The 14,012-nt window shown below is 32.9% G+C and carries 13 protein-coding genes; all 13 read left to right on the forward strand.

Going from position 1 to position 14,012, the window contains the following annotated elements; genetic code table 11:
• Positions 1 to 306 precede the first annotated feature (306 nt).
• The 13 genes from BUB33_RS00645 to BUB33_RS00705 all read left to right on the forward strand — a co-directional run bounded on the left by BUB33_RS00645 (position 307) and on the right by BUB33_RS00705 (position 14,008).
• Entirely contained in the window at positions 307 to 1,935 is a 1,629-nt protein-coding gene (locus BUB33_RS00645; RefSeq protein ID WP_200778083.1) for an ABC transporter substrate-binding protein, read from the forward strand.
• Between the two features lie 71 nt (positions 1,936 to 2,006).
• Positions 2,007 to 2,927, forward strand: a complete 921-nt coding sequence (locus tag BUB33_RS00650; protein ID WP_072971687.1) for an ABC transporter permease — start codon at positions 2,007 to 2,009, stop codon at positions 2,925 to 2,927.
• Positions 2,928 to 2,942: 15 nt separating this feature from the next.
• Positions 2,943 to 3,830 carry an ABC transporter permease gene (locus BUB33_RS00655; protein WP_072971691.1) on the forward strand — a complete coding sequence of 296 codons (888 nt, stop codon included), beginning with the start codon at positions 2,943 to 2,945 and terminating at the stop codon, positions 3,828 to 3,830.
• 15 nt (positions 3,831 to 3,845) lie between these two features.
• Complete coding sequence (locus BUB33_RS00660) at positions 3,846 to 4,826, forward strand: ABC transporter ATP-binding protein (protein WP_072971695.1); 981 nt, start codon at positions 3,846 to 3,848, stop codon at positions 4,824 to 4,826.
• 16 nt (positions 4,827 to 4,842) lie between these two features.
• Positions 4,843 to 5,814 (forward strand): ABC transporter ATP-binding protein, encoded by a 972-nt coding sequence (locus BUB33_RS00665; RefSeq protein WP_072971698.1) that lies wholly within the window; start codon positions 4,843 to 4,845, stop codon positions 5,812 to 5,814.
• A gap of 80 nt (positions 5,815 to 5,894) precedes the next feature.
• The gene (locus tag BUB33_RS15780) at positions 5,895 to 6,005 is read left to right on the forward strand and encodes a M55 family metallopeptidase (protein ID WP_115322165.1); all 111 of its coding nucleotides are present in this window, start codon (positions 5,895 to 5,897) and stop codon (positions 6,003 to 6,005) included.
• A 283-nt stretch (positions 6,006 to 6,288) separates the two neighbouring features.
• A complete protein-coding gene (locus tag BUB33_RS00675; protein WP_072971701.1) occupies positions 6,289 to 7,350 on the forward strand; it encodes a BMP family lipoprotein in 1,062 nt (353 codons plus the stop codon).
• 104 nt (positions 7,351 to 7,454) lie between these two features.
• Positions 7,455 to 9,002, forward strand: coding sequence for an ABC transporter ATP-binding protein (locus BUB33_RS00680; RefSeq protein WP_072971704.1), 1,548 nt, complete (start codon positions 7,455 to 7,457; stop codon positions 9,000 to 9,002).
• Position 9,003: 1 nt separating this feature from the next.
• On the forward strand, positions 9,004 to 10,056 hold the full coding sequence (locus tag BUB33_RS00685; RefSeq protein WP_072971707.1) for an ABC transporter permease: 1,053 nt from the start codon (positions 9,004 to 9,006) through the stop codon (positions 10,054 to 10,056).
• A 14-nt stretch (positions 10,057 to 10,070) separates the two neighbouring features.
• Positions 10,071 to 11,000 (forward strand): ABC transporter permease, encoded by a 930-nt coding sequence (locus tag BUB33_RS00690; protein ID WP_072971710.1) that lies wholly within the window; start codon positions 10,071 to 10,073, stop codon positions 10,998 to 11,000.
• Between the two features lie 25 nt (positions 11,001 to 11,025).
• Complete coding sequence (gene rihB / locus BUB33_RS00695) at positions 11,026 to 11,961, forward strand: ribosylpyrimidine nucleosidase (protein WP_072971713.1); 936 nt, start codon at positions 11,026 to 11,028, stop codon at positions 11,959 to 11,961.
• A gap of 23 nt (positions 11,962 to 11,984) precedes the next feature.
• Positions 11,985 to 13,250 carry a M20 family metallopeptidase gene (locus tag BUB33_RS00700; RefSeq protein WP_072971717.1) on the forward strand — a complete coding sequence of 422 codons (1,266 nt, stop codon included), beginning with the start codon at positions 11,985 to 11,987 and terminating at the stop codon, positions 13,248 to 13,250.
• 14 nt (positions 13,251 to 13,264) lie between these two features.
• Positions 13,265 to 14,008 carry a glutamine amidotransferase gene (locus BUB33_RS00705; RefSeq protein WP_072971720.1) on the forward strand — a complete coding sequence of 248 codons (744 nt, stop codon included), beginning with the start codon at positions 13,265 to 13,267 and terminating at the stop codon, positions 14,006 to 14,008.
• The last annotated feature ends 4 nt before the right edge of the window (positions 14,009 to 14,012 follow it).

Consider the following 14,012-nt stretch of genomic DNA (forward strand, 5'->3'; position numbering starts at 1 on the left):
ATTTTAAATATGGCATATAAATTGCAAGTATATATTAGTGTCAATGAAATAAAATTTATAAGTTTATAATATAATTAAGAATTCCAGACAATTTAAATAATCCTTGAAATTATCATAAAATTCTGATTAAAATTAGGGTTTGGATAAATTAATTAATACTTTATAGATATATGGCATAAAATTAAAAAATTGAAAGGAGTGATAATAAATAAAGAATAAAATCTTAAATATTTAAAGAGAGGATTGATGTTTAGGAAATAGGGTCAAGGTTTAAAAATGTATAAATAACAATAAGGAGGTCAAGGGATGCTAAAATCAAAAAACAAAATATTAATGTTAGTGATTATATTTGTATTGATTGTTAGTTCAATGACTGGTTGCAAATCAAAAAGTGGCAACACTAGTTCCAGTATCGATGGTGAAAAGATGATTAGAATTTTAAACACTGAGGATCCAAGTACTGGAGATCCCCAAAAATTAACAGACACATACCTTATTGCACTAAATGTATTTGATTGTCTTGTAGATGCAGCCACAGTTGAGGAAGGGAAATCAGAAATTGTTCCTAGATTAGCAGAAAAATGGGATGTATCTGATGATGGTCTTAAATATACTTTTTATTTAAGAAAGAATGTAAAATTTCATAATGGAGAAGAGTTAAAAGCAGATGATGTTTTATTTTCATTTGATAGAATGCTAGATCCTAAAACACAAGCATTAAATACAGACTTTCTTGATATGATTGCAGGTGCTAAAGAAAGAATGGAAGGAAAGATAGATGTTGTTAGTGGTATTAAAGTAATTGATGATTATACTGTAGAAATTACATTAGAAAAACCTTTTGCACCTTTTATAGCAAATCTTGCTGCTCCACCATGTTCAATATTTAATAGAAAAGCAACAACTGAGGCAGGAGAAGAATTTGGATTGGTTCCAGAAAAAACCATAGGAACGGGGCCATTTATATTTAAAGAGTGGAAATTAAATGAACAATTTGTCATGGTTGCAAATTGTGATTACTTTAGAGGGGCACCTAAACTTGATGGTATTATTGTAAAAATAGTACCTGATGCAGAAACAATCAGGATTATGTTTGAAACAGATGAAATAGATGTATTTGATGTAGATAATGCAAGAAGCCAATATGAAGCATTTAAAAACAGTGATAAATGGAAGGATCAAATTGTTAGTGGTTCAAAAGCTGGAACCTACTATTATTGTTTAAACCAAAGTATTAAGCCATTGGATGATGTGAGAATAAGAAAAGCAATACAGATGGGGATAGACCGTAAAACTATACTTGATAAATTATATAGTGGAGAAGGTCGATTAGTTCATGGTATTATTCCACCGGGAGTACTAGGATTTAATTATGATTTACAAGAAATTCCCTATGATCCTACAAAAGCAAAAGAGTTAATTTCAGAAGCGGGATATCCAAATGGATTTGAAATGGAATTAGCTATGACAACTGATAGCCCTTCAACATTAAAAATAAATGAAGCTGTTCAGGCTATGCTAGGAGATATAGGGATTGATGTTAAGATTACACAAATGGATAGTGCAAGCTATTTTGGAATAAGAGCACAGGGAGAACTTCCTTCATATTATAATGTTTGGATGGCAGATTATAATGATCCTGATAACTTTTTTTACACGTTTTTCTCAGAGAAAAATACATTTGCAAGATCTTTCTGCTATAATAACTCAGAAGTCCATGGAAAAATAGAAGAAGTAAGGGCAATGACTGATCAGGATCAGAGAATGAAGTTATATCAAGAGTTAGAAAAAACCATAGTACATGAAGATGCTGCTTGGATACCATTATTCTCTCTTAACAAAATATTTATAGTTCAACCTAGAGTTAAAAATCTTAAGGTTTCATGGAATGGCTGGGGAGATATGCCTTATTATAATGTAGAGATAGTAGAATAAGATATATATTATAAATGTATAATGACTACTGCTTTGCAGTGGTTATTATACATTAGCTATGGAGGTGCCGTATGAGCAGATATATAGTTAAAAAAATACTTCTCGTTATACCGGTATTAATTGGGATATCTTTAATTACATTTATATTATTAAATGTTGTTCCTGGGGATCCTGTTACATTGATGATGAAAGAACATGTGAAACCAGATGTTATTGAAAGAGTAAGACAGCAGATGAATCTTGATGATCCTGCTTATATAAGGTTTTTTAGGTTTTTATGGGGTGCGGTTCAAGGGGATTTTGGAGTTTCATATAAATTAAAACGACCAGTGGCAGATTTGCTATTTGATGCATTTCCTAACACGCTTAAACTAGCTGTGTCAGCAGCAGTTGTATCTTGGATTATTGGAATTCCCGCTGGGATATTTTCCGCAGTAAAACGAAATTCTTTTGTGGATAATATCTTTATGGGATTTTCTCTTCTTGGAGTTTCTATTCCAGTATTTTGGGCGGGATTACTCTTTCAATATATATTTTCTTTAAAACTTGGATTACTACCTGTATCAGGTTTTACCAGTTTTAAGCATTTGGTAATGCCATCTATAGTTCTTGGGTGGAGCTCTGCAGGTACTATTGCAAGATTAACTAGATCTAATCTTCTAGAAGTTATGAGGAATGATTATATAAGAACTGCTAGAGCAAAAGGCAATGCTGATATAAGAGTTATTGTAAAACATGCTTTAAAGAATTCAATGCTTCCAGTAGTTACAGTTATGGCTCTCCAAGTAGCAGGTCTTCTTTCGGGAGCAGTTATAACTGAAAGTGTATTTGGAATACCTGGAATAGGAAGAATTGCTGTTAATGCTATTCAGAACAGAGATATGCCACTACTTCAAGGATCAGTTATTTTTACAACATTTATAGTTATTTTAGGCAATCTTGTTGCAGATATTTTATATTCATTTATAGATCCACGGATAAAATATAACTGATGGAGGCGTTAATATATGGATATTATTAAAGAAGATATTAAAGATATGGAAGAAATTATTGAATCTAATTTATGGAAAGAATTATTTACATCTTTCAAAAAGAACAAGTTAGCAGTAGTTGGTTCTATAGTAATACTAATGTTTATTTTATTGGCTATATTTGCACCAATTATTGTTCGATATGACCCATATAAAGTAGATTTAGATGCTCAATTTTTGAAACCGAGTAGAGAAAATTTAATTGGGACAGATATGTATGGAAGGGATGTCCTAACAAGAATAATTTATGGTTCTAGGATTTCTTTAGTGATAGCCTTAGTTCCCCCTACAATCTCTATGATTATAGGAATTATTATGGGGATATTATCTGGGTATTATGGAGGGAAGACTGATATTATAATTATGACAATTGCAGATATTGTATTATCTTTTCCCTCCATACTTTTGGCAATGGTTGTTATGTATACTTTAGGAGCAAATTTGCTTAATATATTCATTGCATTAAGTGTAGTTGGGTGGGCTGGAACAGCTAGAGTAGTCAGATCACAAACTCTTTCTTTAAAAAACAAAGAATTTGTTGAAGCGGCAAAAGCCATTGGTGTAAAGGATTATATTATTATGTTTAGACATATATTACCAAATTGCATACCCCAGCTTCTTGTATTATTCACTTTAAATATACCAAGTTCTATTCTTTCAGAAGCAAGTTTAAGCTTTCTAGGAGTAGGAGCCCAACCTCCAGCATCAAGTTGGGGATTGATGGTATCTAATGGAAAAGAATATTTATTTAATGCACCATGGGTAACAATTTCTCCAGGAATAGCAATATTGATTATTGTGTTAGCATTTAATTTTTTAGGTGATGGTTTGAGAGATGCTCTAGATCCATATTTAAAACAATAAAGGAGGAATTGTGAAATGGTGGAAAATCAAATTTTGAATATTAGAAATTTAAAAACTTATTTTTATACTGATAAGGGAGTTGTTCCAGCAGTTGATGACGTAAGTATACAGGTAAACAAAGGACAAATAGTAGGTATTGTAGGGGAATCTGGATGTGGTAAAAGTGTGACATCTTTGTCGATATTACAATTAATAGATTTACCTGGAAAAATTGTAGACGGAGAAATTATTTTTAATGGAGAAAATCTTTTAAACTATTCCAAGGGCAAAATGAGATCTATTAGAGGTAATAAGATTTCTATGATATTCCAAGAACCAATGACATCCTTAAATCCTGCATATACTGTAGGAAAACAAGTGGCAGAAGTCATACTTATACATAATAAGAAAATTACAAAAAATGAAGCAAAAAAAATAGTTATTAATATGTTTGAACATGTTGGTATTCCTGAACCAGAAAAAAGATACAATTCCTATCCTCATCAATTATCTGGAGGGTTGAGACAGAGAGTTATGATAGCCATGGCTCTTGTTTGTAGGTCAAGGCTACTAATAGCTGATGAACCTACTACTGCTCTAGATGTAACAATTCAAGCTCAAATATTAAATCTGATGAAAAATTTGCAAAAGCAAATTGACACCTCAATAATTTTAATTACACATAACCTTGGAGTAGTGGCTGATATGTGTGATTATGTATATGTAATGTATGCTGGAAAAGTTATGGAACAAGGAGATGTCTTTGAATTATTTGATAATCCCTTACATCCATATACTGAAGGTCTGTTAAAGTCTATTCCTAGAGCAAATAATAATGATGTAAAATTAGAGAGATTATATAGTATTAAGGGAATTGTGCCAAATTTATTATACTTACCAAAAGGATGTAGATTTAGTCCAAGATGTGATTATGCAATGGACATATGCAGAGAAAAAGAACCTGAACTAGTAGATAGTGGTAACGGTCATTTGGTAAGGTGTTTTAAATATAAATAATAAGGGTGGCGAAAATATGGATAATGTAATTATGAGTGTGAAAAATTTAAAAAAGTATTTTACTGTTGAAAAAAGTGGATTGGGTAAGACTTCTGGAACTATACGTGCTGTTGATGATATAAGTTTTGATATACATGAAAAAGAAACATTAGCACTTGTAGGTGAATCGGGATGTGGGAAAAGTACCCTTGGTAGGACAATTCTTCGTCTATTAGATGCAACTGCAGGAGAAGTTTATTTTGAAGGTAAAAATATTTTTGAGTTAAATAAAAATGAGATGCGTGAGTTGAGAAAAGAGATGCAAATAATTTTTCAAGACCCTTATGCTTCTCTTAACCCTAGAATGAAAGTAGTTGATATAATTGGTGAACCCTTTATAACTCATAATGTAGCCCCAGGTAATGAAAAATTGGAAAGAGTACAAGAATTAATGGAACTTGTAGGATTGAGAAAAGCCTATGCATCAAGATATCCTCATATGTTTAGTGGTGGGCAAAGACAAAGAATAGGCATTGCAAGAGCTATTGCATTAAATCCAAAATTTGTTGTATGCGATGAACCAGTTTCTGCATTAGATGTTTCAATACAATCTCAAATAATTAATCTTTTACTTGATCTTCAAGAGAGAAAGAAATTGACATATTTATTTATTTCTCATGATCTTGATGTAGTTAGGTATTTATCAAATCGAGTTTGTGTAATGTTTTTAGGCAAAGTTATGGAATTAGGAAATACGGATGAAGTGTATAAATATCCATTGCATCCTTATACTAAATTTTTAATTGCAGCATCGCCAGTACCAGATCCTCATACTAGATATAAGGAAAAGCTTATATTAGAAGGTGATATACCAAGTCCAATGAATCCACCTTCAGGTTGTAGATTTCATACAAGATGTCCATATGTAAAGGATTTATGTAAAGGAGAAGAACCAGAAACAAAAAATATAGATGGAAGGCTAGTTACATGTCATTATCCACTTATATAATTAGTTTATTATTAAATAGTTACAAATAGATAAAAAGTTTAACAATTACAAACAAAAACTTTAAATAAGGGGGAAAACTTATGAGGGTATTTATGAGCGTTGATATGGAAGGAATTACTTCTACTGCAAAATGGGATGAGTGTAATCCTGATGAAAAGGATGACATATTTTTTATTATAAAATTATACTAGGAATATCAAAAATAAAATATAAATTTTATCCAAAGAACTCTTTCAAGAGTTCTTTTTTATCTTTTAAAATAATCACCATAAGGGAGGAGATATTAAATTTACTATGGAGAGTTATAAATTTTAGAACATTTTAGTAGTTAACTTGGTGCAATAGATTGTTGACAAAATAAGAAAATTAGTTTAAACTAAAACCAGTTAAACGTTTTACTAAAAATATTTATTAGGGAAACGTATTATTTTAAATGAGCAGTTTATAAAAAATAAAAGATTGGGGGAATTTAACATGAAAAAAATTTTGTCAATTTTACTTGTGTTGGTTTTAATTATGGGAACTCTTACAGGATGTAAATCCGAACCAACATCACCTAATAATGAAAGTAAAGATCCAAAGGACAAACTTAAAGTAGCGTTAGTTTATGCTGGATTTTTAGGGGACAAGTCATTTAATGACTCAGCACATGAAGGTGCAATGAGAGCTGTAAAAGATTTTGGCATTGAATTTAAGGAATTGGAATCTAAAGAGCCTACTGAGTGGGAATCAAATTTTGTTGCAATGGCGGCAGAAGGCTATGATTTAGTTATTGGTGTATCAACTCAGTTTCAAGAGATAATGGCTAAACATTGTCCTGAATTCCCAGATACTAAATTTGCTATTATTGATGGTGTTGTTCCTGGAGACAATATCGTATCTTCTACTTTTGCACAAAATGAAGGTTCATTCCTTGCAGGTGCAGCAGCAGCTATGTTTACTACTAAGACAGATATTACAGGTGTAAACCCTGATAAGGTAATTGGATGGGTAGGTGGAATGGATATTCCAGTTCTTTCTGATTTCTTTGTTGGTTATGAACAAGGTGCAAAATATATAGATCCAGAGATTAAAGTATTACAATCCTTTGCAGGAACATTCAATGACCCGCTTAAAGGAAAGGAACTTACAATTGCTCAATATAGTCAAGGTGCTGATATAGTAATGAATGTAGCTTCTGGCACAGGTAATGGAATACTTGAAGCAGCTAAGGAACAAGGAAAATACGCTATAGGTGTTGATTTGGATCAAGATGGTGTATATCCAGGTTCTATCCTGACCTCTATGTTAAAGAGAGTTGATAATGCAACATATCTTGCAATTGAATCAGTTGTCAACGGAACCTTCGAAGGAAATACAACAACATACCTTGATATAAGTAATGGAGGTGTTGGATTAACTGATATGTCAGTTATGAAAGAAGCTTTAGGAGACAAATTCCCCCAAGATATTGTTGATACTATAGTTGAGTTAGAGAAAAAAGTCAAATCTGGCGAAATCGTAGTTGAGGCTTATGAAGGATTCGGAAGAAAATAGTAAAATATGATAATATTTGAGGTGGTTTGTTGTATAGCAAACCACTTCTTTAAAAATTAAGGATAGTAGGTATTTAATGCTAAGTAGCGGAAAGAGGTGTTTCGATGAACGAGTATATAGTTGAAATGACCAATATATCAAAGCATTTTGGTGATGTAAGAGCCGTTATTGATGGTCAATTCAATCTAAAAAAAGGAGAGATACATTCACTTATTGGTGAAAATGGCGCTGGTAAATCTACTATGATGAAGATGCTTTATGGTATTTATGGAAATGATTCAGGAAGTATCAAAATCAATGGAAAAGAATTTACAGGATTGACCCCTGCAAAGGCTATTGCAAATGGTGTGGGAATGGTTCACCAAGAGTTTATGCTTGTAAAAGAATTAACAGTACTTGAGAATATTATTTTAGGATTTGAACCAAGAAAAAATATTACTATAGACTTTGATAAGGCAAGGAAAGATATACAAGAATATATTGATATTTATAATATGGATATCCAACCTAATAAGAGAATAAATCAGATATCACTTGGAGAAGCACAAAGAGTTGAAATTATTAAAACATTATATAGAGGTGCAGAGATAGTTATCCTTGATGAACCTACTGCAGTACTAACACCTCAAGAATGTGTTAAGTTTTTTGAGATTTTACGAAATATGAAGGCAGACGGAAAATCAATTGTATTTATCTCACATAAATTAAATGAGGTAATGGAGATTTCAGATAGAGTTACTGTTATGCGAAATGGTAAATTTGTATCATCTGTTGAGAAGAAGGATACTAATACAGCTGAGCTTGCTAAAATGATGGTAGGTCGTGAAGTTTTTCTTAAAGTAGAAAAGAAGAAATCTAACATTGGAGATGTAGTTTTAAAGGTTGACGACATTTGGACATCTGGAGAAAAAGAATTATCTAAAATTAGAGGAATTTCAATGGATGTTAAGGCTGGTGAAATTGTAGGAATAGCAGGTATTGATGGAAATGGACAAAGTGAATTAATTGAAGCAATTGCTGGATTAAGAAAAGTAGAGAAAGGAATAGTAAACCTTGATGGAAAAAATATAACCAATCTTACTCCGCTAAAGATTAGAAAATTAGGTTTAGCACATGTACCTGAAGATAGGAATCTTCGTGGTCTAAATAGAGGATTGAGTATTATGGATAATATGGTTGCTGCTAAAATAGATAAAAGACCTTTTGTAAGGGGTATAGCTCTCAACAAAAAAGCCATTGCAAGTTTTTCAAAAGATCTTATAGAAAGATTTGATGTTAGGCCAACAGACCCTAATATATTGACCCAAGCCTTGTCTGGAGGAAATGCTCAAAAGATAGTTGTTGCAAGGGAAGTAGATGCAGATGGGAAACTACTTATTGCTTCCCAACCAACTAGAGGTGTGGATATTGGAGCAATAGAATCTATTAGGAAAATCCTTAATGAAGAAAAAGCAAAGGGCAAGGCTATCTTATTAGTGTCAGCAGATCTTGAAGAAATTTTATCTCTTTCTGATAGAATTGTAGTTATGTATGAAGGGAAAATTACTGGTATTTTAAATGCTGAGGATGCAAATGAAGATAATATTGGTTTATTAATGATGGGTGGAGTTGCAAAGAATAAGGATTCAGCAGAAATGGGAGGGAGCCACTAATATGACAAAATCTACGAATAAATATTTAAATCTGCTCCTAACAACTTTAGTTTCCATATTCATAGGTGCTGTTATTATGCTTTTTCTTGGTCATAATCCTATAGAAGCATATTTCCAGCTTTTTAAAGGAGCTTTTGTTGGTAAATTAAATTTGGGCACAACATTACAAAAGTTTGTACCATTGCTTTTGACATCAATAGCATTTGTAGTATCGTCAAGAGCAGGGGTTTTTAATGTAGGAGTAGAAGGTGAGCTTTATTTAGGTGCAATAGCTGCTGCCTGGGTTGGTTTTACATTTACAAGTTTACCGGGACCACTATTGATTATACTTTGTATTATGGTTGCAGCTCTAATAGGTGCTGCTTGGTCATATATCCCAAGTTCTTTAAAAGCCTATTTAGGAGTAAATGAAGTTTGTGTAACCATACTAATGAACTATGTGGCGAAATATATTACATCCTATCTAGTAAATGGACCATTCAGTGCCAAAACAGGAGTACCACAGACTCCAACAATAGCTAATAGTGCAAAGTTGACTCAATTTTTGAAGCCAAGTCAAGCAAATACTGGACTTTTTATAGCAATTGGATTAGCAATAGTTATTTACTGGATTTTAACTAAATCTAGTTGGGGATATAGATTTACAAGTGTTGGACTAAATCCATTTCACGCTGAGTATATTGGAATTAGTCCAAAAAGGAGTATGATTCATGCAATGTATTTGAGTGGAGCTATTGGTGGAATTGCAGGAGCTCTTGAAGTACTTGGAACTTATGGATATTTTCTTGATAATTTTTCTTCAGGCATTGCTTTTGATGGCATGCTTGCAGCACTAATAGTAAAAAATGATATAAAAATGGTCCCCTTCATGGCATTTTTCCTTGCAGTTCTAAAATCTGGTGCTCTGGGAATGGAAAGATATACTGGAGTACCAAAATCAATAGTTGATACAATAATCGCTATATTTATAATATTTGCAACAATGGAAGCCTTATTTGCCTTTAACAAAAAAAGAAAGGCAAAGAATACACAAACTGTTAAGGAACAAATTTAAAGGAGGGCTAAAAAGTGAATTTTCATTCAATTTTTGATTATACATTGATATATGCTACTATAAGAGCCTCAACTCCTATTTTGTTTGCTGCTTTGGCTGCCGTAATTACAGAACAAGGTGATATTACAAATATAGGAACTGAAGGGATTATGCTTACAGCGTCATTTGTGGCTGTTTTGGTTAGTTATTCAACAGGAAGCTGGGTACTTGCACTATTAATAGCAATGATTGCAGGGATATTGACAGCACTTATTATGGCTGTTGCTCATATAAAATATAAAGCAGATATAACTGCTATTGGTACAGCGATTAACATATTTGCACTTGCTATTACCAAGTTTGGAATAAAGCAATTTCTTGGAACTACTGGGAGCTTTACAAGTCCTGAAATTATTGGAATACCTAGAGTAAATATTCCAATTTTGCAAGGTAACAAGTATCTAGATGGAATATTTAATAATTGGTCGCTGATGGAAATAGTTGGAATAATTATGGTTCTTGTTTTAAGTTTCTTGCTTTATCGCACAGTATGGGGACTTCGACTTCGTTCTGTGGGACGCTTTCCAATGGCAGCAGAAACTGCAGGGATAAATGTAAATAAAATGAAATATCAAGTAATGATAATTTCGGGAATTTTAGGTGGGATGGCTGGTGCTCATCTTTCAATAGGGTATTCTCAGATGTTTATTGAAAATATGACTAATGGAAGAGGTTTTATGGGTGTTGCAGCCATGTTCTTTGGAGGAGCAAACCCTATATTCGCATGGATAGGAAGTTTGCTTTTTGGATTTGTTGATAGTATTGGTGGAAGATTACAAGCATATGGATGGCCTTCCCAATTTGTTCTTATGCTACCTTATATTATTACAGTAGCAGTACTTGCCATTTCCTTATGGAGAAAAGCAAGAAAAGAACAAAAAAGGAAAAGTTCATTAATCTTATAGAATTAAATTATAAAGGAGTACTAATATGGATAAAAGAAAAATTATATTAGACTGTGACCCAGGACATGATGATGCCGTGGCTATTATGATGGCGGCCAAGCACCCGAAGATAAATCTTCTTGGAATTACCGTTGTGGCTGGAAATCAAACTATAGAGAAGACTACTAGAAATGCTTTAAATGTATGCCAATATTTAAATATTAATGTCCCTGTTTATGAAGGTTGTAGTCATCCAATGATAAGGACAAGACAGGTAATTGCAGAAGATATTCATGGAGAAACAGGGCTTGATGGACCAACTTTTGGTTCATTAACAAAAAAATCAGAAGATAAACATGCTGTAAACTATATAATTGATACTCTTATGGAATCAGAAGGAGATATTACTCTTGTGCCAACTGGACCATTAACTAATATTGCAATGGCAATGCGTATGGAGCCTAGGATTGTAGATAAGATTCAAGAAATAGTTCTTATGGGTGGAGCTTACCAATTAGGGAATGTTACCCCTGCTGCAGAATTCAATATTTTAGCAGATGCTGAGGCAGCATATGTAGTATTTACATCAGGAAGACCTATTGTTATGATGGGACTGGATTTAACAAGACAAGCATTATGCTATCCTTCTATAGTTGATAGAATGAAGAATATTGATACAAAGGCTGCTCATCTTTTTACAGATTTAATGAGATTCTTTGGACAACAACAAAAAGAGGTATTTGGTTGGGAGGGTGGACCACTTCATGATCCTACATGCATAGCTTATCTTATTGATCCAAGTTGTATTGAAGTAAAACCTATGTATACAGAAGTGGAAATAAGAAGTGAAAAATGTTATGGGCGTACATTATGTGATTATTTTAATACAACTAAGAAGGAGCCAAATGTATTAGTTGCAGTAAAACTTCATAAGGAAAAATTTTGGGATATAGTTGAAAATTGTATAAGATTGTATAATTAATATTATTTGGGGTGGTGAGAAGAATGATTGAACAATTAAAGATTGCCCTAGAAGAAAATAAGAATAAGTATATTTCTCGTCTTGCAGACCTTGTAGCAATAGATACTCGTGATATTGGGCATGGGATTGATGGAGGATTGGAAAAAGAAGGACAGGACTATCTAATAAATATGTTTAATAATATGGGAGCAACTGTAGTAAAGGATCAAGTAACAGAGGAAGTAATTCAAAAGAGTATTAAAGAATTTAAAGAAGGTAACCCAGGTCATAATTATGATAACAGATATAATGTATATGCAACCTTTAAAGGGAATGGTGGCAAATCAATTATGTTTAATGGACATGTAGATACTATGCCTCCTGGAGATATTAATATGTGGGATACTCCTCCCCATGAACCAACTATAAAAAATGGAAAAATGTATGGGCTTGGGGTATGTGATATGAAAGGTGGACTTGTGGCATCTGCAATGGCAGTTGAGCTTTTGAAGGATGCAGGCATTTCTTTACCTGGTGATGTTATTATTACTTCAGTAATAGATGAGGAAGGTGGAGGAAATGGATCTATAGCAGCAGCTATGAATGGGCAAAAGGCCGATGCTGTTGTGGTTTGTGAACCAACGAATTATGAACTAATTGCAGCACATATGGGTTTTATATTCTTTAAGGTTGAAATAGAAGGATTGGCAGTTCATTCAGGTTCTAAATGGTTAGGAGTAAGTGCAATAGAAAAAGCCATAAAGCTAATGGCAGCAATAGATGAACTTGAACACAGATGGCTAATGAAATACAAACATACACTTCTACCAGCACCAACATCCAATGTTGGAGTAATTGAAGGAGGTACTGCCGGTTCTACTGTAGCTGACTATTGCTCATTTTCCACTTGTGTTCATTATCTGCCTGAAATGAATCATGATGAGGTAGTTAAAGAGTATACAAATGCTATATATAGATGTTGTGAAGGAGATGAATGGCTCAAAGATCATAAACCAAATATCTCCATATATCAAGCAGGGGGATCCTTTGAAATGAACTTAGACCATCTTTTTGTAGATTCATTTAAAAGATCCTTTGAAAGGGCAACAGGCAAAGAACTAAAAATAGTTGGATCTCCTGCGGGATGTGATTCTAGAATATGGAAAAATATTGCTGGAGCTCCTACATTACAATATGGGCCTGGAAGACAAGCTCAATGTCATGCAGTGAATGAATACATTGAGTTAGAACAATATTTAGATTCAATATTAATTTATGCACAATTAATAATAGATTGGTGTAATAGATAAAAGGAGGAATTTTAATGGTAAAGAAAGTACTAATTGCAGGTGAATCCTGGATGAGCTATACTACACATGTTAAGGGGTTTGACACTTTTTATACTACTGTTTATGAAGAAGGAGTAGGTTTTATAAAAAAAGCAATAGAAAATGCTGGATATGAAGTAGATTATATCTCAAACCATTTAGCACCAGAAAAATTTCCTACTACAATGGAGGAAATAAAGGAATATTCATGTGTTATTTTGTCTGATATAGGGTCAAATACCCTATTATTACCACATAAGACATTTACAAAGTCTATTAGAACTCCGAATAGATGTGATCTTATTAAAGATTATGTAAAGGATGGAGGAGCATTTTTAATGGTAGGTGGATATATGTCATTTACTGGTATTGATGCAAAGACAAGATATGGTCAAACTTCAATTAAAGATATTCTTCCAGTTAAATGCCTTGATATGGATGATAGAGCAGAGCACCCAGAAGGGATAGTACCAGTTACAGTAAAGGAACATGATGCGATTAAAGGACTTCCAGCAGAATGGCCTCATTTTCTAGGATACAATAAGACAATAGCAATCCCAGAAGGTGAAGTACTAGCAACAATTGGAGGAGATCCATTTATAGCTGTAGGTAATTTTGGTAAGGGCAAATCAGCTGTATTTACTTCTGACTGTGCACCTCATTGGGGACCACCAGAATTTGTTAATTGGGAATTCTATGATGAATTATGGAAAGGAATTCTTGATTACTTAACAAAGTAAACTC

It is taken from the genome of Tissierella praeacuta DSM 18095, from assembly GCF_900128955.1.
Taxonomy (GTDB): Bacteria; Bacillota; Clostridia; order Tissierellales; family Tissierellaceae; genus Tissierella; species Tissierella praeacuta.

What these genes read in the sequence shown, in the direction of transcription:
- BUB33_RS00705 (WP_072971720.1), top strand. Translation starts at nt 13,265, where the DNA reads ATGGTAAAGAAAGTACTAATTGCAGGTGAATCCTGGATGAGCTATACT.
- BUB33_RS00685 (WP_072971707.1), top strand. Translation starts at nt 9,004, where the DNA reads ATGACAAAATCTACGAATAAATATTTAAATCTGCTCCTAACAACTTTA.
- BUB33_RS00675 (WP_072971701.1), top strand. Translation starts at nt 6,289, where the DNA reads ATGAAAAAAATTTTGTCAATTTTACTTGTGTTGGTTTTAATTATGGGA.
- BUB33_RS00700 (WP_072971717.1), top strand. Translation starts at nt 11,985, where the DNA reads ATGATTGAACAATTAAAGATTGCCCTAGAAGAAAATAAGAATAAGTAT.
- BUB33_RS00650 (WP_072971687.1), top strand. Translation starts at nt 2,007, where the DNA reads ATGAGCAGATATATAGTTAAAAAAATACTTCTCGTTATACCGGTATTA.
- BUB33_RS00680 (WP_072971704.1), top strand. Translation starts at nt 7,455, where the DNA reads ATGAACGAGTATATAGTTGAAATGACCAATATATCAAAGCATTTTGGT.
- BUB33_RS15780 (WP_115322165.1), top strand. Translation starts at nt 5,895, where the DNA reads ATGAGGGTATTTATGAGCGTTGATATGGAAGGAATTACTTCTACTGCA.
- rihB (WP_072971713.1), top strand. Translation starts at nt 11,026, where the DNA reads ATGGATAAAAGAAAAATTATATTAGACTGTGACCCAGGACATGATGAT.
- BUB33_RS00655 (WP_072971691.1), top strand. Translation starts at nt 2,943, where the DNA reads ATGGATATTATTAAAGAAGATATTAAAGATATGGAAGAAATTATTGAA.
- BUB33_RS00645 (WP_200778083.1), top strand. Translation starts at nt 307, where the DNA reads ATGCTAAAATCAAAAAACAAAATATTAATGTTAGTGATTATATTTGTA.
- BUB33_RS00665 (WP_072971698.1), top strand. Translation starts at nt 4,843, where the DNA reads ATGGATAATGTAATTATGAGTGTGAAAAATTTAAAAAAGTATTTTACT.
- BUB33_RS00660 (WP_072971695.1), top strand. Translation starts at nt 3,846, where the DNA reads ATGGTGGAAAATCAAATTTTGAATATTAGAAATTTAAAAACTTATTTT.